Origin of the sequence: Kribbella italica, from assembly GCF_014205135.1 — a bacterium.
Taxonomy (GTDB): domain Bacteria; phylum Actinomycetota; class Actinomycetes; order Propionibacteriales; family Kribbellaceae; genus Kribbella; species Kribbella italica.
Genome location: NZ_JACHMY010000001.1, coordinates 4,512,523 through 4,534,719, shown reverse-complemented (window position 1 = coordinate 4,534,719; position 22,197 = coordinate 4,512,523). Strand labels below are relative to the sequence as shown.

Here is a 22,197-nt window from a genome sequence, read left to right as displayed (position 1 = left end):
ACCTCAAAGCCGCTGGCATGGCCACGACGGGCACGTCCCGACCACGCCTGAGTCGGCTGCGCCTCGGCGGGCCTCGGCGGATGGCTCCGCCTCGACCCGGAGCGGCTTGCCGAGGACGGACGCGATCGGCACGCTGATGCGGCCGGCCGGCGTCGGCCTCGAGGCCGGCTGCCGGCATCACGGTGACGCGGTCGGACCCTTCACCGTGATCTTCACGGTCTTCTTGATCTCGACCTCGCCGTTCGGCCCGCAGTACGTGATGAGGTAGCTGAACGTGTAGGTCCCGGGCTTCTCGTAGGTGTGCGTCTGGGTGCGGCCGGACCACGAGCCCGACACTCGCTTGCTCGCTCCGTCGCAGGTCAGCCCGAAGCCGTTCTTCCCGGTCGGGCCCTCCTCTGGATTCCAGTGGTTGTCGCCGTAGTCGTAGTCGAAATTGAACGAGTTCTCCGCGAGTCCGCTCCCGGCGTCGATCGGCCTGCCTTCGGACCTCATCATCGGAGTGAGCAGCGAGCCGGTCCAGCGGAACTGGACCGAGGCCTTCAGGCCGTTCACCGTGACGTTCGACAGGGCCAGGTTGAGCTTGACCGGCGCTGGGACCTCGGGCTCCTCGGTCTTCGGGGACGACGGCTTGTTCGGCGGCGGCGAATCGGGCCCGTCGGTCTTGCCGGTCTCCTCGTTGTTCGGCTCGATGGTCCGGGCCGTGACCGCGATCGACGACTTGGGGCCTGTCGGCGTACTGGTGGGCGTCGTCGTCGCGACCGCCGTCGGGGTCGGGCCGTTCGGGGTTTCGGTGACCGGGGGAGCGGAGTCGACGCCGGTGAGGTTACCTGCGGCAAGGGCGATCGTGGCGACCGCCGCGGTGGCCAGGCCGGCGACCAGGCCGGTCGTGCGGCGACGGCGTACGGTCTTGATCCGGGCGTACACGGCGTCGCTCGGCAGGCCGGTCGGCTCGGGGGCGTCCTTGACGAGGGCCTGGAACTTGGCCTTCAGTTCATCGGTCATAGGTCAGCCCTCCAGTCGGGCGGGGGGCGGGTGTCAGGGGATCGGACTCGGCGAGCAGTTGGTGCTCGCGGAGCTTGGCCAGACCGCGGGACACGGTGCTCTTCACCGTGCCGACCGAGCAGCCCATGATCTTCGCGACCTCGGCCTCGGGCAGGTCCTCGAAGAATCGCAGCGCCAGCGCCGCCCTCGTTCGGCGGGGGAGCGTGGCCAGCGCGCGGAGCAGCCGGTCGCGCTCGTCGATGGTGCCGAACTCCGACGGCGCGGCCGGCTCGGGCAGCGTCTCGGTCGGGGTCTCGCCCTTCCACTTGCGGCGCCACCACTGCGTACTGGTGTTCACCATCACCGTCCGGGTGTAGCTCTCCAGGGCGTTGCCGCTGCGCAGCGACTTGCGGTGAAACCACACCTTCGTCAGCGAGGTCTGCACGAGATCCTCGGCCAGATGCCACTCGCCGGTGAGCAGGTAGCCGAACCGCTGCAGCGCGGTGAACCGCCCGTTCACGAACTCGGCGAACTCCTCGTCAAGCCCTGGATCCATCCCGTTGTCCCCTGCCCCCAGCCCCGGTGCCGGCTTGCCAGGCCGACCTTGTCAGCAGTGAGATGGCGGAGTCGGGGCGGAAAGTTGAGTCAGGGACGAAATTGCACGAACTGACGAAGAACGAAGTCCCAGCCGCTGTCGTAGTTCACCCGCGCCCGCACCCCGTCCGTCCGGCGCTCCCAGCCGGAATGAGTCAACTCGACCAGGGTGCCGCCGCGGTCGCCGTCGCTGCCGCCATCGCCGCCGACGCTGCTGCCGTCGCCGTTCTCGCTGGCGCCGCCCTCGCCGCTGCCGCTGGCGCCGCCCTCGCCGCTGCCGCTGGCGCCGCCCTCGCCGCTGCCGCTGCCGCTGCCGCTGGCGTTGCTCTCGCCGCTGGCGTTGCTCTCGCCGCTGGCGCTGACCGCGCCGGTGCCGCCGCCCTCGCCATTACCGCCGTCTGTGCTGTTCGCCGTGAAGCGGACCGTCACGTGGCCGGCCTGTTTCGGGTCGCTGCCCGGATGCCAGCTGAAGCTGACCGTGTGCGGCGGATCCCAGTCGGACACCGTGCCCCACGAGCCGACCGGCCCGCTCGCGTCGTACTCGACGATCTGTCCACCCACCGCACCCTCGAGCCGTACGTCGGTCGCCTCTTCCCCGCGCACCGAGTGCGTAGCGAGCGGCCACCATCTGCCGAACTCCGCGGTGAACAACCTGAACGCCCGCTCCGGTGTGGTCGGCACGACCACCGACTTCACCAGCGCTTCCAGCCCTTGCTCGATGCTCATGATTCCCCCTCTTCCTCAGTACGGCGTACGTGCTCCGCGAACGCACCCAGCGCCTCGTCCCAGAACTGATCCATCCACCGCCGAACAACGTCCAGCCCGGCAGTGTCGACCCGATAGATGTTGCTGGTCCCACGCGCCTCGTGCTCAACCAGCCCCGCCCGCCCCAACACCTTCAAATGCTGCGAAATCGCCGGCCGACTCACCGGCACTCGCCCCGCCAGCGCCCCGACCGAACTGGGCCCACCCCGCCGCAACGTCTCCAAGATCACCCGCCGCGTCGGATCCCCCAGCGCGTTCAGCACCGGCCCAACCACCTCGAGTCCTCCGTAAGTCCCCACGAACGGTAAGTTCCCACTAACCAACTAAAGAGTCAAGAGCAACCACCCCGGAAGCGAACACACCAGGCCAGACTCCACCCCAAACCGAGCCCACCCCGCCGAAGCGAGATGGTGCCGGCCGGGCGGCCCACTTTGCGCGGCCCGTGGCCCGTGGCCCGCGGTGGGCGGTCCGCCCATGCGCTTTGCGCGGTCAGCGGCCCACGGCCCATGGCCCGCGGTGTGCGGGTGTGCTGTGTGCCGTCAGCAGCCCGTGGCCTGCGGTGCGTGGCCTGCGGTGCGCGGCCCGCTGTGCGCGGTCAGTGGCCCGCGGCCCGTGGTGCGTGGCCCGCGATGAGCGGCCCGCCGGTGCGCTTTGCGCGGTCAGCGGCTCGTGGCCTGCGCGGTCAGCGGCGCGTGGTGGGCGGTGCCCTGTGCGCGGTCAGCGGCCCATGGCCGGCGGTGTGCGGTGTGCGGTCAGCAGCCCGTGGCCTGCGGTGCGTGGCCGGCGGTGCGTGGCCCGCGATGAGCGGTCCGCCGGTGCGCTGTGCGCGGTCAGTGGCCCATGGCCGGCGGTGCACTGTGTGCGGTCGGCAGCCCGTGGCCCGCGGTGCGTGACCCGCGATGAGCGGCCCGCCGGTGCGCTGTGCGCGGTGGGCTGTGTGCGGTCAGCGGCCCGTGGCCTGCGGTGCGCGGCCCGCTGTGCGCGGTCAGTGGCCCGCGGCCCGCGGTGCGTGGCCCGCGATGAGCGGCCCGCCGGTGCGCTGTGCGCGGTCAGCGGCTCGTGGCCCGCCGGTGCGCGGTGTGCTGTGTGGTCAGCGGCCCGTGGCCTGCGGTGCGCGGTCCGCTGTGCGCGGTCAGCGGCTCGCGGCCTGCGGCCCGTGGCCTGCGGTGCGTGGCCCGCCGGTGCGCTGTGCGCGTCAGCGGCCCGCGACCCGTGGCCCGCGACCCGTGGCCCGCGGCCCGCGGCCCGCGGCCCGCGGTGGGCTGTGTGCGGTCAGCGGCTCGTGGCCGCGGTGCGCGGGTGCGCTCCGGCGGGCGGCCGGGCTTGTGCGCCGCGATGTTGTCCAGGGCTCGAACAGCTCGTTGCGGAACGGGTCGAGGGCCAGGGGTGGAAGCGGACCTCGTCCTGTGGACGAGCCCTCCCACCTCTCCGGGCCGGCACGGGGCAGGAGAGGCGGGGTTGGGGGCGGTAGAGAGGCGGGTGGATGTACTCCCATCACTCACCAAGGTGCTTGGCTTTGGGTGGCGTGGGGAGTTGGTGAGTGGTGGGAGCTCGTGCAGGCCGGCGCAGGAAGAACCCCGGGTCCCGCCGCGGCAGCTGCGGGGGACCCGGGGGCTGGGAGAGGAGCGCCGGGGGCGGCGCTCCGGGGGAGGGTCAGTTGAAGGGGTCGAGGGTGATGCTGGTCTGGGTGGGGTTGCCGTCGTGGACGAGGGACTCGTGGGCGCCGACGTCGTCGAAGGCGAAGCCGTAGGCCTTGCCGTCGGCCATTTGGGCGTGGACGAGGCGGGAGTAGTGGTTGGTGACGCCGTCCTGGTAGAAGTTCGCGTTGCTGGCGTCGGGCTGGTTGGGGTTGATCAGCAGCGTGGAGCGGTTGAAGCCGGCGCACAGGGTGCGCGAGATCGGGCCGCGGACCAGGTCGTTCGGGGCGTCGAGCAGGCCGGCGCAGCCGAAGATGCTGGTCGAGTTCGGCTTCTGGAACGACGTCACCACCTGGCCAGAGGTGTTGGTGAAGTTCATCGTGTTGCCCGACACCCGGCCGAAGTACTTGATGTTCGGCTGGTCGGTGAACGGCGTGACGGTCAGGTTCTCGTTGGTGTACTTCGACCAGACCCGGTTCACGTAGTCGTCCATCACCGAGCCGGGCAGGGCACCGGTCTCAACGCCGTACGACGGCGCGAGTGCCCGCAGTACTGAACCGTCAGGCGCTGTCTTGATCAGGTTCGACCAGCCGCCGGACTGGCCGCGCAACGCGTTGAAGAACGCGTTGTACCCGCCGGCCTTCAGGTGCCCGGTGGTCTTCGTGCCGGCCGACGACTGCACGCCGACGGCGTAGGGCGCGGAGAACATGTCGACCTGGGTGCTGTTGATCCACACGCCGGAGTCGTTCAGCGTGTATTCGGTCCAGTTGAACAGGATGTTCGCGTTCGGGTCGCTCGGGTTCTGCACCGCGGGCTGGACCAGCCCGCCGGTGGTCAGCTTGAAGACGAGCTTCTGGCCGTACGAGAAGTAGACCCGGCCGGAGAACTTCGGCATCTGGATCGTGATCGACTGGCCGTTGCCGGGCCCGGGGATGGAGGCGTCCGGAGCCGGTGTCGGTGGGTTGCCGCCGGCCGGCCAGGCGTGGAACGTGCCGTTGGCGTCGGCCCAGCCCTGCTGGCCGGTCGCGAGGTTCGTGCCCAGGTTGTAGATGTAGACCGCGTCGCCGCGGCCCGAGTTGTTGGTGATCTTCAGCGGTACGGTCGGCGGCACCGCTTGGGCGGGCGCCGAGATGACGGTGGTCAGCCCGGCCGCGACGGTGGCCGCGGCGGCGAGTACTGCGAACAGCTTGGTTTTGATGCGCACAACTCCTCCTCAGGTCTGTCCCAGTGCGAGAGAAGGCGGAGCACCGGCCGGTCCAACGGCAGTCGCGTCACCAGGGCGCAGTCGCGCCGGACCACAGTGAAAACACCGGTGCTCCCGGGCCCATCCGGTGAGGGACGGTAGACCACCGAATGGGGTGAGAGCGCTCTCATCGTTGGACAGCGTTCCAACGATGTCAATGCCGAACCGCAGACAGCTTTCGTTAATTCGGCACTGAGTGCTGGTCGGCCGTCACTGTCTGTGGATCAACCGGTCTGGGAGTCGAAGCCCGGGAGCGGCGGCGGGGTGTCGTCGCGGCGGGTCCGATCGACAGGCGGTGTCGGGACCCAACGGCGCGTCGCGTCGTCGGGAGCGGGCTCGTCGAGGGCCAGGAGCTCAGCCGCGGCCAGCGGGCGGACCGAGGCCTCGATGGTTTCCATCGCCTCGAGCTCGGCCTCGGTGACGTGCAGGTCGCGGAGCTTGCGGGCGGTCGTGAAGACCCGGCTCTCGAACGAGCCGACGGTCCGGTTGTACGCGTCGACGGCCGAGGTCAGCGAACGGCCGACCCGGCCGAGGTGGTCGCCCATCGTGCTGAGCCGTTCGTACAGCTCGCGGCCGAGCTCGAACACCTGCTGGGCCGACTCGGTCAGCGCCGACTGGTTCCACGCGTACGCCGCGGCGCGCAGGGTCGCGATCAGCGTGGTCGGTGTCGCCAGGATGACGCGGCGCTCGGCGGCGTACTCCAGCAGGCTGGGCTCGACGTCGAGCGCGGCGGACAGGAACGACTCACCCGGCACGAACAGGATGACGAACTCGGGCGTGGACGGCAGGCGCGACCAGTACGCCTTGGCGGACAGTTGGTCGACGTGCGTCCGCAGGTGTCGCGCGTGCGCCCGGAGCCGCTCCTCGCGGAAGTCGGCGTCGTCGCTCTCGGCCGCTTCCAGGAACGCGGCCAGCGGGACCTTCGAGTCGACGACGAGATTCTTGCCCTCGGCAAGTCTCACCACGAGGTCCGGCCGGAGCAGCCCGTCGTCGGTGACGGTCGAGGTCTGCTCGGTGAAGTCGCAGTGCGCGACCATGCCGGCCAGCTCGACCGTACGCCGCAGGTGCAGCTCACCCCACCGGCCGCGAACCTGCGGCTTGCGCAACGCGGTCGACAGCGACGCCGTCTCCCGGCGCAGCGCCTCGCCGCTCATGCGGACCTCGTTGACCTGCTGGTGCAGCTGGGACTGCCAGGCCGCGCGGCCCTTCTCCAGCTGACTGAGCTCGACGTGCAGCCGGTCCAGCGCCTCCTTCACGACCGCCTGGCCGGACATCTGCTGCCCGACCGACGTCCGCTCCTGCACCAGCTCGACCACCCGATCCTCGGCGGCGTCGCGCTCGGCGGTGATCCGCGCCAGCTCGGCGCCGTCGCGCCCGCGCGACCAGAGCACGCCGAAACCTGCCCCGAGCAACAACCCGATGACGAGGAACAGCAGCACCAACAACAGCGTCGTACCGGTCATGCCACAGACAGTGACACAGGCCTCCGACAATTTCTGGAAGGCGGGTCAGCAGTCCATCGCGGGGAAGCTGTAACCCTGGGCCTTGAGCAGCGGGAGGACCTTGTCCAGGGCCGCGACGGTCTGCGCGCGGTCGCCGCCGCCGTCGTGCATCAAGACGATGTTGTGGCGGTGGGCGTGCGTCATGATGTTGTGCGCGATCGCGTTCGTGCCCGGCTTGGCCCAGTCGCGCGGGTCGACGTCCCACAGCACCTGTGCCATCCCGGCGGCCTTGATGTCGGCGCGCACCTTCGGGTTCGACGCGCCGTACGGCGGGCGGAAGCACTTCGACCGCGGCCCGTCGAAGATCTCGTGGTGGCGCTTGCCCGCCGAGATCGCGGTCAGCTGCGGGTGCGTGATCGAGTGGCTGCCGATGGTGTTGCCGTCGGCAAGGATCTGGTCGCGTAGCCCGGGGTACAGGGCCTGGTTCTTGCCGAGCTGGAAGAACGTGGCGTGGGCGCCGTGCTTCTTCAGTACCTGCAGGACTTTCGGCGTCCAGACCGGGTCCGGGCCGTCGTCGAAGCTGAAGAAGATCACCTTCTTGTTGCCGGTGATCAGCGACGCCGTCGGGTCGGCGACCGGCGTACCGGGTGTGTGGGCAGGGGTTTTCGCCGGAGTCGGTGTCGTGGCCGGCGTCGACGGCGGCGGCACCGAGCCCGCCGTACTGCCGGCCGCGGCGGTGGGCTTCGGTGCGGTCGAATGTCCCAGCGCGACGGCAAACAGCCCGCCGAGAACGAGTGCGGCGGCAGCGGCGGTGCCGATGACGGCAGCAAGCTTTCGGGACATGATGCTCCCTTGCAGATCAGGCGGATGGTCCCCAGTTCGCTCCCCCTCAGGAGCTGTCACACCAGGGAGACGCGGCGATCCGTGCCCTGGTTGGCATCGTCGTGTTGCAAGGAGATCTCGGTGACTTCCGCGTCAGGCAACAACGGTGTGATCACGCTTGTCCTGATCCCTTGCCGCCGGAGTGGTGGGCCGGGTAGATCAACGTCACAAGGGCGAGGGGAGGCGCGATGGACGCCAAGGTGGTCTTCGAGACCGAACGGCTCGTGGTCCGTGACTGGGCCGACGCCGACGGTGATCGGGTGTACGACATCTACCGGCGCTGGGAGGTGTCGCGCTGGCTGGGCGCCACGCCGCGGGCGATGACGGACCGGGACGCCGCGTCGCGGTCGATCGAGAGGTGGAACCTGCGCAACGCCGATCCGGTGCACGGGGTGTGGGCGGTGGAGGAGAAGGCGACGGGGGTCGTGGCCGGGACAGTGCTGCTGGTGCCCTTGCCGTCGGGTTCCGAACCGGGGCGTGGCGAGGTCGAGGTGGGATGGCACTTCCATCCCGACGCGTGGGGTCGCGGGCTGGCGACCGAGGCGGCGCGTGGGGCGATCGGGCACGGGTTCAAGGCCGGTTTGCCGGAGATCTACGCGGTGGTGCGGCCGGACAACCAGGCGTCGCTCGCGGTCTGCCGGCGGCTGGGGATGCGGCCGCTGGGGCTGACCAAGCGGTGGTACGACGCGGAGCTGGCGTCGTTCGTGATCTGAGGGTCGCGGCGGGTACGGCGTACGGCGTACCGGCTGTGGATTGGGGTCCGGCCGGACGGACGCGTAGTCTTGGCGCCCGTGGCACTCTCCATCGGAATCGTCGGGCTCCCCAACGCGGGCAAGTCCACGCTCTTCAACGCGCTGACCAAGAACAACGTGCTCGCGGCGAACTACCCGTTCGCGACGATCGAGCCCAACGTCGGTGTGGTGGGGGTGCCGGACCCGCGGCTGGGCAAGCTGGCCGAGATCTTCTCCTCGGCCAAGCAGCTGCCGGCCACCGTCCAGTTCGTCGACATCGCCGGGATCGTGCGCGGCGCGTCGGAGGGTGAGGGGCTCGGGAACAAGTTCCTCAGCCACATCCGCGAGTCCGACGCGATCTGCCAGGTGACCCGGGTGTTCGTCGACGAGGACGTCACCCACGTCGACGGCAAGGTCTCGCCGGCCGACGACATCTCCACCATCCAGACCGAGCTGATCCTGGCCGACCTGCAGACCGTCGAGAAGGCGATCCCGCGGCTGGAGAAGGAGTCCCGGCTGAAGAAGGAGAGCGTCGCCGTACTGGAGGCCGTGCGCGAGGCGCAGAAGCACCTCGAGGCCGGTACGCCGATCATCGCGACGAACGTCGACCGCGACGCGATCCGCGAACTGATGCTGATGACCGCCAAGCCGTACCTGTTCGTCTTCAACTGCGACGCCGACGAGCTCGCCGACGAGGGCCTGAAGGCGAAGATGCGCGAACTGGTCGCGCCGGCCGAGGCGATCTTCCTCGACGCCAAGTTCGAGGCCGAACTGGTCGAGCTCGGCGACGAGGACGAGGCCCGCGAGATGCTGTCGGAGATGGGTGTCGAGGAGCCCGGCCTGGACGTCCTGGCCCGCGTCGGCTTCGAGACCCTCGGCCTGCAGACCTACCTGACGGCCGGCCCGAAGGAATCCCGTGCCTGGACCATCAAGAAGGGCGCGACGGCTCCCGAGGCCGCCGGCGTCATCCACACCGACTTCCAGCGCGGCTTCATCAAGGCCGAGATCGTCTCGTACGCCGACCTGGTGGAAGCCGGCTCGATGGCCGCGGCCAAGTCCGCCGGCAAGGTCCGCATGGAGGGCAAGGAGTACATCATGGCCGACGGTGATGTGGTCGAGTTCCGCTTCAGCCCAACGTCTACGCCCAAGAAGTAAGCCGTGGCCCGGCGGCTGATGTTCGTGCAGCTGAAGTCGGGCCATCAGATCGATCGTGGCCCGTCCTGGATCGCCTGGGTGGACTTCAACAAGACGTGGAAGACGGCCCGGGTGCATGGCCGGGAGTTGAGGCGGTTCCAGGGGTGGGACGCGAACTTCTACGACGTCGCGACGGGCGAGTGGTTCTGGCTGTCAGGTCCGAAGCGCGACCGCACGGACCTCCGGTACGGGCCTGGGTCGCCGCACGTCGACGAAGATGCCCGTGAGGCATACGAAGCGTTCCTGGACGGAGCGCCACTCCCGGGCCGGGAGGATGGATAGCGCTATGGTCGAGTTCCGCCTCAGCCCAACGTCTGGATCAGCAAAGAAGTAGCCATGGCCGTGTGGCTCGTGGTCAGCCAACAGGAGAGACTGGAGGTGGGCAAGTGACAACTGATCTGCCGTACATGCCTTCCATTGGTAATGTCGCCGCAATCCTCCAGAAAATTCGAGGCGCAGGAACACCGCCGAAGTTCACTGTAGAATTCGTGAAATCAACGTTAGGTTTCACCGGCTCCCAGGATCGATCGTTCCCTAGGATGCTCAAGCAATTGCGTTTTATCAGTGAAGATGGAACGCCTTTGCCTCGCTATAATGAGTTCAAAGCTGCTTCCAGCGGTGGACGTGCGATGGCTGATGGGCTTCGCGAAGGCTGGGCTCCAATCTTTCTCGCCGATCAGATGGCGCACTCTCGATCTTCAGGGGAGTTGACCGATACCTTCAAGACTGTCACTGGTCAAGGCGATGCCGTTGCAAAGAAAATGGCAGCAACATTCAAAGCATTCGCTAGTCACGCTGATTGGTCGTCGGTTCCAGTTGAACTGGAAGTCCAGCCGGACAAGTCACCGAAGGAAAGCGAAACTGCTGACTCTGAGGTGGTGAGCGAGGAGCAAACCGCATCGCTTGTCGCGGCGGCATCTGGTAGAGGCCTCAGCCTCCACCACGACATTCACCTGCATATTCCTCCGACCTCCGACGTTGCTGTCTACCGGGCCATTTTTCGTGCGCTGCGCGAGGAGCTTCAGTGACGCACGAACACTCGGTTCGCGATTGGCTTTTCAAAGGGATGGCTGTCGAGGATCTGCTTAATAGCTTAGAACTGGACGGCATCTCAGTGCGAGCGGCCGAGGATCCAGGCGCTGTGCAGCGTGTGCTCCCCTTGGAAGACTTCTCGCCCTCGATTCGGCGGAGCGCAGTGCAAGCCCTGCCTGCCTACCTCGCCCTGTTCTGTCTAGAGAACTCAATTCGCGAACTCGTCGCTGAGCGCATGCAGGACTCTCTTGGGGCGGAGTGGTGGGATAGCGGTACCTCAACCGAGCTGCGCAAGAAGGTTGGCGGGCGGCAGGAGAAGGAAGGTGCGAATCGGTGGCACATTCGTCGTGGTGCTCAGGAGATTTACTACACCGACTTCGGTGACCTGATCGCGATTATCCGGCGAAACTGGGAGGCTTTTGAAGACCTCTTTCCTGACCAGAATTGGGTCATCAATCGGTTGACCGAATTGGAGGCATCGCGCAACATCGTCGCTCACAACAACATTCTCGACGAGCGCGAGCTGTTGCGCATCCGGATGTACTTGCAGGATTGGACCCGGCAAGTGGGGTAGTGCCGACGCCACGGATGATGCTTCTTCAGTCCCAATGTCTGAATCAGTGAAGAGTAACGCTGCATTCGCATTCAAATGATCCGGGGGCCGGTCGCCATAGCGACCGGCCCCCGGGCAGGTTTAGATGCTGTCGGTCACTGCGCGGGCCGCGATTTTCGCGGCCGGGCGGCGTGCCATGCCTGGATGGTCTTAGGCTTCCAACCAGGCGACCGACCGAACATGCGGTCTGGCGCCGGGATCTGCTGTCGAGCGACGTAAGACCGGACGGTTGAGTCAGAGACCTTCAGGAAAGCGGCGACATCGTCGGTCATCCACCAGTCAGTGGGTAGATCGGCCTTTTCGTCAGCCATGGTTACTTCTCGCGCCAACTGAGCGGGGAGATCTCTAGCGCCTCATCAGCCACCCGACGTGCGGTCTCTGTCTTGAGGGATGCGTAGGACGAGTCGATCCAGCTTTGAACTCGCTGGACGCCGAGGTCTCGGTACTCGACGGCCTGAATTAGGCATTCGAGCTTGTCGGCATCGCGTGCGCAGATCGCCTCTAGCGAGGTCTTTTCCTCGTATTCTTCCACGGCTTTGATGACAGAGTTTGCGAGCGGCTCGGCCATCCCGGCGACCTGGTCTACGGTGATGCCGACGTTCGGGGCAGCCTCTACGTAGGGGCGGGCGCTGTGCGGGATGTCTCCGATCCGGGTCTCTTGCGAGTCGTGCCAAAGACCCATGTACGCAGCCTTAGCGGGGTCGCCTCCCTCGGCCGCTGCGATTAGGCCGGCCAACTGCGCGACTCGCAAGCTGTGCTCCGCGATCGACTCGGGATCGCGAACGCCCGCATGCCACCAACCCGAACGTCGCTGGCGCTTGAGCACGCCCATTTCGAAGGCAAAAGCTGCGACGGCGGCCGCTTCCTTCTTCTTCTGCTCATCACTCATCGCATGCTCCTCTTTTTAGCGCCCGGCGAGCTGTGTCGCAAAGCGTAGATTGGCCAACTCATTTCGAGCATGCCGCCCGAGTTCGGTAGTCTCCGCACACTCAATCGCCAAGGCGGTGCGGTGGCGTAGATCTGCGTCGGACTCAAGTAGTTCCTTCCTTGCCATAACCAAGCACAGGAGGCTATGGATGTTCATTTCTGCATTCCGTGGATCGTCTAGATGAGTGATCAGGTGCTCGATCAAGCGACGGCCGGACCACGTGTTAGCGCCTAGTGTGACCATGTCGCCGTCGTCGGCATAGGTGTCAGGAATTTCGCCTAACCAGTATGCCCAGTATGTCAGGCTGGCAAGTGTCTGATCATTGTTTGAAAGTGTTCCTTGAATGAAGTGCCTAACAGGGTCGAGATCCCCCTGTCGAGCAATTGCCAGCGACGCTGTTCGGCTAAGGATTCCGGATGGTAGGTCACGTTCATCAATAGAACGCGCAGCAGTGCGACGATGTTCCCCCGCGAGCCATTGCGCGGATTCTTTGCGCTGATCGAACGCAAGCATGTAGGTAGCTTGGCGGCGAAGCAATGTCGCGTTATTTCCAGCTACTTCAGCCGAAGTGAGCATTTGGTCAAAGAATTGCTGCTGCATCGTCTTGGAGAGCTGGGGGCGATCAGCGACCGGACCACGCCCCTTCGGCAGGGGAAGGTGCCTTACCGATGAGGGGATTATTCCGGTGAATGGCCATGTGACCAGGGCGACGAAACTTCGGCGGTGAACGCTGCTTGCCAGCGGGTTTTCCCACAGCGGGATCTCCGAACTCCCCGCCCGTATGGCAGTCGTCAGGAACCCGTCAGCCTCGATAGCGGACGGCAGCATGGCCGTCGCGACCGCCGGTGCTCCGAGCATCATCAGGCGCTGGCTCAGGCGAGTTACGTCGACCGCGCGCAAGGCGGAGAGTGGGCGCCTGCCGCTCTCCCAGCCCTGGATCGTGTTGTCGTCGACGCCGAGCCGCTCGGCTAGGTCCACTTGCGTGCACCCAATGGCGCCGCGCATGAGCTTGAACAGGAAGCCGGAGACGGCGCCCAGCTCGGGCATGTCGGCGGAACCCTTCACGCCAGTCAGGGTTTGTCCCCTGCTCATCCGCTCAGCACCTCCGCTCGGGGTTCTGTAGGCCCGTCGTTACCCGTACCGCTGGTCAGTTCATCACGAGTCGGCTGCCCAGCACAGTTGAGACATGCCGACGAGCCAAGTCTTGCAATACAGCGCGATCGCTGTAAAGCTATACAGCGTGGGCGCTGTATTCAGTGAGTCTGGCCAGCCCACACAGCGACGCCCCGGCGGGTGCAACCGCCGAGGCGTCCGGGTCACATCAACCAGTCCTAGAGGAGAGCAACCCGTGAACATCATCCACCTTCGTGCCGGTGACAACGTAGAGCCGACTGCTGCTGACCTCGCCGCGATCGAACGCGAAGACGAGGTCATCAGCGCTGGACTGAGCCTGCTGGATGCCGAGATCGCGTACATCAACGCTGGTCCGGCCGCGACGGCTCTGGATCGGCGCCGCATCCGACGCGCTGAGGCGCGGGTGTTGGGCGCCGAACGGAGCCTCGCCAACCGCGAGATCATCGCCACGGATGGCGCCGCGTGAAGCGCCCCCGCCGGATGAGCCTGCCTGAAGCGCAGGCGGTACGCCTGGGGGTTACCCCGGCCGCTGTGCCTGCCGAGTTGGAAGCCCGGCTGCTGGCCCTACTGGCCACCGTAACCGGAGACCTGCCGCCCGCCGATTCGGCTGAAGCCGCCGTCGCCGCTGGTGACCTCTGGGCGTTGACCGGATTCCTGATCGATGCCCGCCACGTACTTGCAGGCAAGGAGATCGCAGCATGAGCACTCCGCTTCGCACGGCCTACCCGGTGCCGGTTGAGGACCTGATCCCGGCCGCTCGCAAGCTCGCCGCCGACCTGGGCGCGACGCCGTCACAGAACCGGATCAAGAGTGAGTTTCGAATCGGTGCCGACAAGGCTCGCGCTGTGCTGGCTGCCCTCACCGAGCCGACGCACGATCGAGCGCCCGACTCCACCCCGGCACCGGCTGAGGCTCACCTGCACGTTGTCCAGGATCAGCCGGACGCTGAGCACAGCACTAGCGCTGTAGAGATGCCCCCCGCGCCGGGGGAGGGGGCATCTCCGCAGGTCAGGCCGGATACGGAACTGGACACGGCCACCGCCCCGGCCGCTGCCGAGGCTGTTCGGCCAGTACGCACCTGGCCGGTGCTGTTGCTCGCACTGCCCGCGTTCATCGCTGTCTGGTCCGGCTGGGTCGGACTCGGTGAGCTGACCGGATTCGGGGTGGTTCACCCGCTGCCGGGCATTGCCGACAACTTCACCATCAACTCTGCGATCACGCTGCCGATCGGGGTCGAGACGTACGCCGCGTTCGCGCTGCGCGTTTGGCTGTCCGGCCGGGTCCCGGCGTCGGCCCGCCGGTTCGCCAAGTGGTCGGCCTTGAGCGCCCTGGGTCTGGGTGCGCTCGGTCAGGTCGCCTATCACCTGTTGGAGGCGGCCGGGGTCACTCAGGCGCCCTGGCAGATCACCACCGTCGTCGCTTGCCTGCCGGTCGCCGTGCTCGGCATGGGCGCCGCGCTGGCCCACCTGATCCACGCCCGCCCCACCGAGGCCGAGGGGAACTGACATGACCGAGCTTCCGAACGAGAACCCGACCGACGACGTGGCCGCGCCGATCGACCTTGACGCCCGCCGCGCCCGCCGCGACGACCAGGCCCACACCGAGCCGACCGAAACGGCCGGCACTGTGGTCCCGCTGTCCGTGGGCGAGGTCGAGCGGATGGGCACCGCCTACGAAATCGCCCTCGACGAGGACCGGACCGACGACGACCCGGCTACCGGCAAGGTGCTTGTCCCGGTGGACGTTCCCGGTCTGGCCGTACCGGTCCAGGAAGGCTCACGGCAGCCGATCATCCCGGTGCACCTGCTTCCGGGCAACCTGCGCGGCACCATCCGCCGCGCGCTGGGCCGCTCGGGTCACGTGGCGCTGTTCCACACGGTCCGCTCGCCGTGGTACGGGCTCAAGCTGGCCTGGTTCGCTGGGCGTGGCTTCACGCGGCTGGTCCGTACGCAGATCCGCTGGTGGTGGGTGCCGGGCGCGGAAACCCTTCACCAGAAGGCCGCTGACGAAAAGGCGTTCAAGGAGTGGAGCCAGATCCACCGCCAGGTGAAGGCGACCCGTGCGTGGCGTGGTGGCGTTCTGGCGGCCCAGAACGTCGGCCTGGGCATTAGTGTGCCGGTCGCGCTGAGCATGGCTCCTACGGCCGCTCTGGCGGCTGCTGGCGCTACTGCGGTGGCTGCGCTGGCGCACTATGGCCGCCCGGCTGGTCAGACGCTGGTTGGTACCGCTGTGGTCGCGCCCCGGTTCCGGAAGCTGAACTCAGACATCGTGCTGCGCGCCTACTACGCGGCCGGTCTGGGCAACCCGGACAAGACCGACAAGCAGGTCAACTTCGGCTCGACGATGTCGCGGGACCGCTCCGACACCGGCAGCGAGGTCGTGATCGATCTGCCGTGGGGTTTGGGCTGGTCAGACGTGCTGAAAGCCCGGGAGCGGATCGCTTCGGGCCTGGACGTGCACGAGCGTCAGGTGTTCCTGTCCCCGGACGATTCATCGTCGCGCCGTCACAAGCTGTTCGTGGCCGACGTGGACCCGCTGGGCATCCCGGCCGGGCGTACCGACATGCTCGACGGCAAGCGCCGCTCGGTGTGGAACCCGGTCCGGTTCGGCCTGGACGAGCGCAACAACGTGGTCTGGTTGTCGCTGCCGTGGTTCTCGGTGCTGGTCGGTGCGCAGCCACGCAAGGGCAAGACGTTCTCGGCTCGCCTGATCGCCTTGCACGCCGCGCTCGACCCGCACGTCAAGCTGATCATTGCCGACGGCAAGAACTCGCCGGACTGGCTGGGCTTCCGCAAGGTCGCGCACCGGATCATCTTCGGTGAGGTCCCGAACGTGAACGACTCCGACCCGATCGGGCACCTCCTGGCTGCTCTGGACGAGATCCTCGACCACATCGTCAAGGTCAACGACCTGCTGACCACGCTGCCGGTCGAGGTCTGCCCTAACGGCACGCTGACCGAGGAACTGGCCCGCGATCCGCGCTACCCCGAGCTGCGGGTGTGGGTGCTGGTGATGGAGGAGTTCCAGAAGTACTTCGAGACCGAGGACCAGGAGGTCAACAAGCAGGTTGCCCGCAAGCTGTCCACGATCCAGGCCGTCGGCCCGAGCGCTGGTGTGTGGCTGCTGTCCAGCTCGCAGAAGCCGTCCGGTGTCGGTGCTGGGGCCGACGTGCAGCGGCTGTTCAACCGGTTCCGCGACAACCACACGATCCGGTTCGCGCTCAAGTGCGGCAACCGTGACGTGTCCATGGCTGTCCTGGGCGGTGACGCCTACCAGGAGGGCTACGACGCCTCCTCGCTGCCAGTCGGGGACAAGTTCAAGGGCGTCGGCTACCTGTACGGCGCGACCGACGCGACGCCGACCGTGCGGACGTTCCTGGCCGATGCCTCCGACGCCGACAAGATCCTGACCGCCGCCCGTAAGCAGCGCGAGGCGCTGAACCTGCTGACCGGCGAGGCGGCCGGGGAAGAGATCGAGCGGTCCAGCCGTGACGTGCTGGCCGACATCCTCACCGTGCTCGGTGCCGACACCGCCGCGCACTGGGAGGCGATCGCCGGACGGCTGGCTGAGCAGATGCCCGAGCAGTACGACGGCACGACCCCGGACGCGATCTCGGCTCAGGCCCGCGCGCTGAAGGTCCCCAGCCGGGACGTGAAGCGCGACGGCGTGAACCGCAAGGGTGCCCGCGCCGACGACATCCGCGCCGCGATCGAGCGCCGAACCAACCCGGCCGGCACCTAAGCCGCGGCTAACGCAGAGTAATCAACTGTACGGGGTGGCGGGACGGATGAGGTAGCGGCCCGGCCGCTACTGGTAGCGGGAACGCTACCCGCCCCGCTACCCGACAAATCCACCCTGACCAGGCCGTATCTCCGCGGGTAGCGGGTCGCGGCTCAGGCTCCTCACGCCCAAAAACAGCCCTCTGGAGGCTTTCCGTGTCCAGCACTCTCGCTACCTCTACCCTCACCGCCGCTACCCACGGTAGCGGCCAGGGTAGCGGCTGGCTGCCCCTGTCGGCCGACCTGACCGCCACCGTCCACACCATCACCCAAGCCGCCACGGTGACACTCATCGTGACCGGCGTCGTCGCCTTCTACCTCCTCACCTGCCTGATCTGGCCGTTCGGACGCTGCCGCCGCTGCTCCGGCGCGGGCAAGTTCAAGGCCCCGATCGGCAAGGCCTACCGCCACTGCGGACGCTGCAACGGCTCCGGCATGCGGGTCCGGATCGGGCGACACGTCATCAACTACATCCGCGCCGCCCGGGGTGCCGGGATCAACACCGTCAGCAAGGGCGACAAGAAGTGACCGGCCGCGTGATGGACAAGGCGAGTCTGCACCCCGCCGCGTCACGCTGGGTCGAGCTGTGGAACGGCAAACAGGCCCTTGGCTGGGACCACTACGGAACCCCGGTGTTCAAGTTCCGCTGGGCACCCGCAGGACTGGCCACCCGCCGCCAGCTCCGCGCGCTGCACATGTGCCCGGGCGGCCACGAGCCGTACGCCCTGCTGGTGTGGCGCAACGGGCAGCGCTGGGCATGGCTGTACCGGCTCGACCTCGCCCGGCCCTCCCGCGTCCCGTCACCGGCCCAGCTCAACGCACTGGACAAAGCCATGACAGCCCGCAGGACCTGCGGGCAGTGCCGCCAGGTCACCGACTACTGCATCCCGACCTCTGACGGCCGCTGCCACCTGTGCATGACCGCCGACAGCTACGCCACCGCCGCCTAGTCCCAACCACAGAAGGGAGAACGACGATGACCACACCGACGCCGATCCTGACGGCCGCGCTCGACGCGGCCGGGCGTGGCTGGCCGGTGTTCATGCTCGGACGCTCCAAGCGCCCGGTAGCCAACTGCGAGGACTGCCCGAAAGACGCCCACGACCCGGCGACCTGCGGGCACCTGACCTGCCACGGGTTCTACGCCGCCACCACCGACCCGGCCCGGCTCGCCGCCATCGTCAACGCCGTCCCGGGCGGTCAGCTCGCCGTACGCACCGGCGCCGTGTCCGGGCTGGCCGTGATCGATGTGGACCCCGCGCACGGCGGCGACGCCAGCCTGTCCGAGCTGATGACGGCCGGGCTCGTGCCGCGCACCCTGCACGTTCACACCGGATCCGGTGGCCTGCACCTGTACTACCGCCACCCCGGCCACGAGCTGCCGTCGCGGCCGATGCCGAACCGGGCCGGGATCGACTTCAAAGCAGACGGCGGGTACGTCGTCCTGCCGCCCTCGCTGCACCACCGCACCCACCTCCCGTACCGCTGGGGAACCGCCGCCGACCACGTGGAGGAGATGCCCCCCGCGCTGATCACCGCGTGCCTGCCTGCGCCTACGCCGGCCGAATTGCACCCGCACCCGACCACGGCCGCCGCGACCACTCCGGGAGGGGGCATCTCCCACCCGGACAAGCTCCTCAGCGCCCACCTGGACGCCGTCCGGCACGCACCCAAGGGGAAGCGCCGCACGACGCTCTACGGGGCTGCCAGAGGCGTTGCGCGGATGGTCGCGGCCGGAGCAATCGACCGGACCGACGCCATCACCGCACTGACCGACGCAGGACACCGAGCCGCCCAGACACCACGCGACATTCAGGCCGCCATCACCGGCGGTTTCCGTGACGAAGGGATCGCCGCCGCATGAGCGCCGCCGAGCTGCCCGACTGGCTGCCACCGCTGACCGAGCCACCAGACGATCCCTGGGGGCCGATCGAACCACCGACCCCGATCCGGCCGCATGTAGTCCGTCCGGGCGCCATGGATTCGCGCAGCGGCTCGCCTGCGTTGTCCGAGCCGGTCTGGGACGGCCCGCCGGTGCCGCTAAAGGCGGATCGGTTGCTTCGACCGTTCCCCGTCGAGGTGTTCCCCGGGTGGCTGGCCGACCAGGTGACCGCCGTCGCGGAAGCGACCCAGACGCCTACCGATCTCGCCGGGTCAGTCGCGCTGGCATGTCTGTCCACGGCAGCAGGCGGGAAGGTGCTCGTGCAGGTCGATCGGTCATGGGTCGAGCAAGTCAACCTCTACACCGTCACTGCGCTACCGCCCGGCTCGCGCAAGTCGCCGGTGTTCCGGGCGCTGACCGGTGCATTGTCGGATGCCGAGGAGGCGTTGCAGTTGGCGACGGCACCGCAGCGAACCGAGCTGGAACTGGCCGCGCGGATCGCAGCCGCGCGCGCTGAAGACCTTGCCAAGAAGGCCGAACGCGCCACCGCCAACCCACAAGCGGCGCTGGCTGATGCAACCGCTGCCGCGAAGGAGGCAGCCGAGATCGTCGTTCCTGAGCTGCCCCGGCTGATGACTGACGACGTGACTCCGGAGTCCTGCGTCTCGCTCATCGCCACCCATGGCGGCCGGATCGCGGTGCTGTCGGCCGAGGGCGATGTGTTCGCCACCCTCACCGGCACCCGCTACTCCGCAGCCCCCAACCTCGGGGTGTTCCTCAAGGGCCACGCAGGCGACAAGATCCAGGTCGACCGCAAAGGTCGTGAAGCCGAATCGATCGACCGGCCCGCGCTGACGCTCGGAGTCACCACTCAGCCCGGAACCCTGCAGGGCTTGGCCGCACAGCCCGGCTTCCGTGACCGAGGCGTACTCGCACGCATCCTCTACAGCCTGCCTGTCAACACCGTTGGCCGACGCAACAACCGGGCCGAAGCGGTCCCTGAAGCAATCGGGACCACCTACAGCGATGCCCTTCGCGCCCTCGTGCTGCTTCTGGCCGACCATGACACCCCGCACCACCTCGAGCTCACCCCCGACGCCCGGCAAGTCCTCCTCGACTTTCAAGACTGGATCGAACCCCGGCTCCACCCCCAGACCGGTCAGCTTGCACCCATCACTGACTGGGCATCCAAGCTCGCCGGAGCCGTCGTGCGGATCGCCGCACTACTTCACCTGGCCCACACCTTCACCACCGGCTACGCCACCCCCATCACCGCCGACACCATGCACGCCGCCGAACGCATCGGCCGCTACTACCTAGACCACGCTCTAGCCGTTTATGACCTCATGGGCCGGTCTGATCCTGACCTGGACGATGCCCGCGAAGTGCTTGCCTGGATCAACGAACAGGGCAACGACACCTTCACTCGTCGCGACCTTCTGCGAGCGAAGAACGGCCGGAGTGGCCTGAACACGGCGGCAGACCTAGAAGCCCCTCTGCGTGTCCTCACTGAACACGGCTACATCCGGCTCCGGGAGAGCAAGCCGGGACGCGGCCGCCCGTCAATCGCTTACGACGTCCACCCGGCAGCCCTCCAGACCCCCTGACAAAAATGACAAAAATGACGAAACCCGAGATCTGTCATTTTTGTCATTTTTGTCAGGATCCTCACCGACGCAGGGAGACCTAGCACTGTGAGTCAACTGATGAGCGACGAGCTGGCGGCGCACATACAAGCGGTTGTCGCTGCCGCCCCGCCGCTGACCGATGAGCAGTTGAATACGATCGTCTCAATACTCGCACCGACGCCGGTTACCGCCCCCGGCCGGACCCGGATCAAAGCCGCGATGGGTGGGCCGAAGCTGAACCACTACGCTGCCGAGGCGGCGGCGTAGCCATTAGCCACATTGCTGTAGGTCCGGCCGCTCGGTTGAGCGGCCGGACCTACGCTTTCAGGCGAGAGCAGTCGCTCCGTTCCATAGAATCGGGACGGTTACCGGGTCAAATTTCCTGCTTCCGTGCCGTCCTGGTCTCAATATCACGGTCATGAGACTTTCGAGAACGGTTCTCTGAGCCATCAATTTCAGGTCATCGAATGCGGCGGCCGGGTCAGGTTTGTTGAGAAGCTCGACGAGCGGCGCGTTTCCGCTGACGGCTGCGAGGCGACGTTCGATATCTTGGATTTCAATCCGGACTTTCTCCGTGGCGACCGCATATCGACGCCCGTCGATATGCCCGGCGTCATAGTCGCTCTCAATTCGCCCGAGCCTGGCGCGTAGTGCCTTGGCTTCAGCCTCCAAAGGGGCGGCGGACTCGACCGGCGCACGGCGCATTCTTGCGAGTACGTCGGTCAGGCCGAGCCGTGCCTTGATTACGGAATTCAGGTAGGCGTCCACAGGTGCGATAGAGCGAACCAGGCACGCATTAGGGCAGCGATAGCGGTTACCTGACCAGGCGTAGATCCGTGAGCCGCAATCGCAGCACAAGAAGAGTCCGCTGCCCAGATGGCGGCGATGCGTGCCGACCTTGTTCGTCTTCCGGCGCGGATCAGCGAGCCGTGCCTGCACTAGGGCGAATTGGTCTTCTGATACCAGTGGTTCCCAATTGCCGGGCTTCCCTGTGACTTCGCCTCTGTAGATCGCCAAACCGGCATAGCGCGGGTTGCGAAGGATTGAGGCGATGGACGAAGAACTCCAGCGCCCGCCGCGTCGTGTCTTGATCTCCTCGGATTCAAACCGTGTTGCAATTCCTTTGAGTGATTCACCGTGGCCGAAATCGCGGAAAATACGCCGAATGATGACGGCCTCAGATTCGATCACTTCACCGGCCGTGGTATATCCGGTGAGCCGGACTCCGAGAGGCGGGCGGCCCATATCGGCCCGCTGCTGAAGGGCGCGCTTCTGCCGGGCGCTTTTACGGTCAACTTCTCCCCGGGCAACAGCGAGTTTGATTCGAGCGAAGAGCATGCCGCCGTCTGTCGAAAGATCAGCCTCGCCGTTGGCCGTGACGATCAGCAGTTGGCCGGTTTTCGCGCGGTCAATCCAGTCTTCGAGCTGGCGAGGCTGGCGGGTTAGGCGGTCCAGGTCGTAGCAGACCAATGCATCGAACGCTCCGGCATCGTAGGCGTTGATCAGCGCGTCATATCCGGGTCGCTTCTTGCGGGCATCGCTGGCGCTGACGCTGTTGTCGACGTACTCGCCGACGATCGTCCATCCGCGCTCGTCGCAGATACGCCGGCAGTCCTCCCGTTGGCGGTCGATGGCCAGCATCTCGCCGGTGGCGTCCAGGCTGATGCGTAGGTACAGTGCCGCGCGGCGGCTAAGCTTCAGCGTCACATGTTGGATGGTAGCGGAACTGGGT

The 22,197-nt window shown here is 67.1% G+C and carries 24 protein-coding genes; 14 read left to right on the top strand and 10 right to left on the bottom strand.

Going from position 1 to position 22,197, the window contains the following annotated elements; all coding sequences use genetic code 11:
- Window positions 1-177 precede the first annotated feature (177 nt).
- The 7 genes from HDA39_RS20930 to HDA39_RS20900 form a co-directional block, all read right to left on the bottom strand.
- Window positions 178-1,002: a PKD domain-containing protein gene (locus HDA39_RS20930; RefSeq protein ID WP_184797540.1), complete on the bottom strand. Its 825-nt coding sequence runs from the start codon at window positions 1,000-1,002 to the stop codon at window positions 178-180.
- The gene (locus HDA39_RS20925; protein ID WP_184797538.1) at window positions 992-1,537 is read right to left on the bottom strand and encodes a SigE family RNA polymerase sigma factor; all 546 of its coding nucleotides are present in this window, start codon (window positions 1,535-1,537) and stop codon (window positions 992-994) included. Before HDA39_RS20925 ends, HDA39_RS20930 begins: the two co-directional genes overlap by 11 nt.
- Window positions 1,538-1,626: 89 nt before the next feature.
- Window positions 1,627-2,301, bottom strand: coding sequence for an SRPBCC domain-containing protein (locus HDA39_RS41855; protein WP_202893079.1), 675 nt, complete (start codon window positions 2,299-2,301; stop codon window positions 1,627-1,629).
- Window positions 2,298-2,603 (bottom strand): ArsR/SmtB family transcription factor, encoded by a 306-nt coding sequence (locus HDA39_RS20915; protein ID WP_337925828.1) that lies wholly within the window; start codon window positions 2,601-2,603, stop codon window positions 2,298-2,300. Before HDA39_RS20915 ends, HDA39_RS41855 begins: the two co-directional genes overlap by 4 nt.
- Window positions 2,604-3,993: 1,390 nt before the next feature.
- Window positions 3,994-5,181, bottom strand: coding sequence for a beta-1,3-glucanase family protein (locus HDA39_RS20910; RefSeq protein WP_184797536.1), 1,188 nt, complete (start codon window positions 5,179-5,181; stop codon window positions 3,994-3,996).
- A 263-nt stretch (window positions 5,182-5,444) separates the two neighbouring features.
- The gene (locus tag HDA39_RS20905) at window positions 5,445-6,683 is read right to left on the bottom strand and encodes a DNA recombination protein RmuC (RefSeq protein ID WP_184797534.1); all 1,239 of its coding nucleotides are present in this window, start codon (window positions 6,681-6,683) and stop codon (window positions 5,445-5,447) included.
- 45 nt (window positions 6,684-6,728) lie between these two features.
- Window positions 6,729-7,505: a polysaccharide deacetylase family protein gene (locus HDA39_RS20900; protein WP_184797532.1), complete on the bottom strand. Its 777-nt coding sequence runs from the start codon at window positions 7,503-7,505 to the stop codon at window positions 6,729-6,731.
- Between the two features lie 227 nt (window positions 7,506-7,732).
- Between HDA39_RS20900 and HDA39_RS20895 the strand changes: the two genes are divergently transcribed.
- The 5 genes from HDA39_RS20895 (at window position 7,733) to HDA39_RS43335 (ending at window position 11,075) form a co-directional block, all read left to right on the top strand.
- Window positions 7,733-8,257: a GNAT family N-acetyltransferase gene (locus HDA39_RS20895; RefSeq protein WP_184797530.1), complete on the top strand. Its 525-nt coding sequence runs from the start codon at window positions 7,733-7,735 to the stop codon at window positions 8,255-8,257.
- A 78-nt stretch (window positions 8,258-8,335) separates the two neighbouring features.
- Entirely contained in the window at window positions 8,336-9,430 is a 1,095-nt protein-coding gene (ychF, locus tag HDA39_RS20890; RefSeq protein ID WP_184797528.1) for a redox-regulated ATPase YchF, read from the top strand.
- 3 nt (window positions 9,431-9,433) lie between these two features.
- The gene (locus tag HDA39_RS20885; protein WP_337925827.1) at window positions 9,434-9,751 is read left to right on the top strand and encodes a hypothetical protein; all 318 of its coding nucleotides are present in this window, start codon (window positions 9,434-9,436) and stop codon (window positions 9,749-9,751) included.
- 104 nt (window positions 9,752-9,855) lie between these two features.
- Window positions 9,856-10,497, top strand: a complete 642-nt coding sequence (locus tag HDA39_RS20880) for a DUF5343 domain-containing protein (RefSeq protein WP_184797526.1) — start codon at window positions 9,856-9,858, stop codon at window positions 10,495-10,497.
- Window positions 10,494-11,075, top strand: a complete 582-nt coding sequence (locus tag HDA39_RS43335) for a Swt1 family HEPN domain-containing protein (protein ID WP_184797524.1) — start codon at window positions 10,494-10,496, stop codon at window positions 11,073-11,075. Before HDA39_RS20880 ends, HDA39_RS43335 begins: the two co-directional genes overlap by 4 nt.
- Window positions 11,076-11,427: 352 nt before the next feature.
- Here the strand turns inward: HDA39_RS43335 and HDA39_RS20870 are convergent, their stop codons facing one another.
- Window positions 11,428-12,003 (bottom strand): HD domain-containing protein, encoded by a 576-nt coding sequence (locus HDA39_RS20870; protein WP_184797522.1) that lies wholly within the window; start codon window positions 12,001-12,003, stop codon window positions 11,428-11,430.
- 15 nt (window positions 12,004-12,018) lie between these two features.
- The gene (locus HDA39_RS20865; RefSeq protein WP_238356109.1) at window positions 12,019-13,089 is read right to left on the bottom strand and encodes a helix-turn-helix domain-containing protein; all 1,071 of its coding nucleotides are present in this window, start codon (window positions 13,087-13,089) and stop codon (window positions 12,019-12,021) included.
- A 301-nt stretch (window positions 13,090-13,390) separates the two neighbouring features.
- Here HDA39_RS20865 and HDA39_RS43785 point away from each other — a divergent pair, with 301 nt between their 5' ends.
- The 9 genes from HDA39_RS43785 to HDA39_RS20820 all read left to right on the top strand — a co-directional run bounded on the left by HDA39_RS43785 (window position 13,391) and on the right by HDA39_RS20820 (window position 20,732).
- Window positions 13,391-13,642 (top strand): DUF6284 family protein, encoded by a 252-nt coding sequence (locus HDA39_RS43785; protein ID WP_184797518.1) that lies wholly within the window; start codon window positions 13,391-13,393, stop codon window positions 13,640-13,642.
- Window positions 13,639-13,878: a hypothetical protein gene (locus HDA39_RS20855; protein WP_184797516.1), complete on the top strand. Its 240-nt coding sequence runs from the start codon at window positions 13,639-13,641 to the stop codon at window positions 13,876-13,878. Before HDA39_RS43785 ends, HDA39_RS20855 begins: the two co-directional genes overlap by 4 nt.
- A complete protein-coding gene (locus HDA39_RS20850; RefSeq protein WP_184797514.1) occupies window positions 13,875-14,681 on the top strand; it encodes an ABC transporter permease in 807 nt (268 codons plus the stop codon). Before HDA39_RS20855 ends, HDA39_RS20850 begins: the two co-directional genes overlap by 4 nt.
- 1 nt (window position 14,682) lies before the next feature.
- Window positions 14,683-16,917, top strand: a complete 2,235-nt coding sequence (locus HDA39_RS20845; protein ID WP_184797512.1) for a cell division protein FtsK — start codon at window positions 14,683-14,685, stop codon at window positions 16,915-16,917.
- A gap of 194 nt (window positions 16,918-17,111) precedes the next feature.
- Window positions 17,112-17,483, top strand: coding sequence for a hypothetical protein (locus HDA39_RS20840; RefSeq protein WP_184797510.1), 372 nt, complete (start codon window positions 17,112-17,114; stop codon window positions 17,481-17,483).
- Complete coding sequence (locus HDA39_RS20835) at window positions 17,480-17,905, top strand: RRQRL motif-containing zinc-binding protein (protein ID WP_337925826.1); 426 nt, start codon at window positions 17,480-17,482, stop codon at window positions 17,903-17,905. The genes HDA39_RS20840 and HDA39_RS20835 overlap by 4 nt, the downstream gene beginning before the upstream one ends.
- A gap of 26 nt (window positions 17,906-17,931) precedes the next feature.
- Entirely contained in the window at window positions 17,932-18,819 is an 888-nt protein-coding gene (locus tag HDA39_RS20830) for a bifunctional DNA primase/polymerase (protein WP_184797508.1), read from the top strand.
- Window positions 18,816-20,444, top strand: coding sequence for a YfjI family protein (locus HDA39_RS20825; RefSeq protein ID WP_184797506.1), 1,629 nt, complete (start codon window positions 18,816-18,818; stop codon window positions 20,442-20,444). The genes HDA39_RS20830 and HDA39_RS20825 overlap by 4 nt, the downstream gene beginning before the upstream one ends.
- 99 nt (window positions 20,445-20,543) lie before the next feature.
- Window positions 20,544-20,732 (top strand): hypothetical protein, encoded by a 189-nt coding sequence (locus HDA39_RS20820; RefSeq protein WP_184797504.1) that lies wholly within the window; start codon window positions 20,544-20,546, stop codon window positions 20,730-20,732.
- A 57-nt stretch (window positions 20,733-20,789) separates the two neighbouring features.
- Here the strand turns inward: HDA39_RS20820 and HDA39_RS20815 are convergent, their stop codons facing one another.
- Window positions 20,790-22,172 (bottom strand): recombinase family protein, encoded by a 1,383-nt coding sequence (locus HDA39_RS20815; protein ID WP_184797502.1) that lies wholly within the window; start codon window positions 22,170-22,172, stop codon window positions 20,790-20,792.
- Window positions 22,173-22,197: the final 25 nt, after the last annotated feature.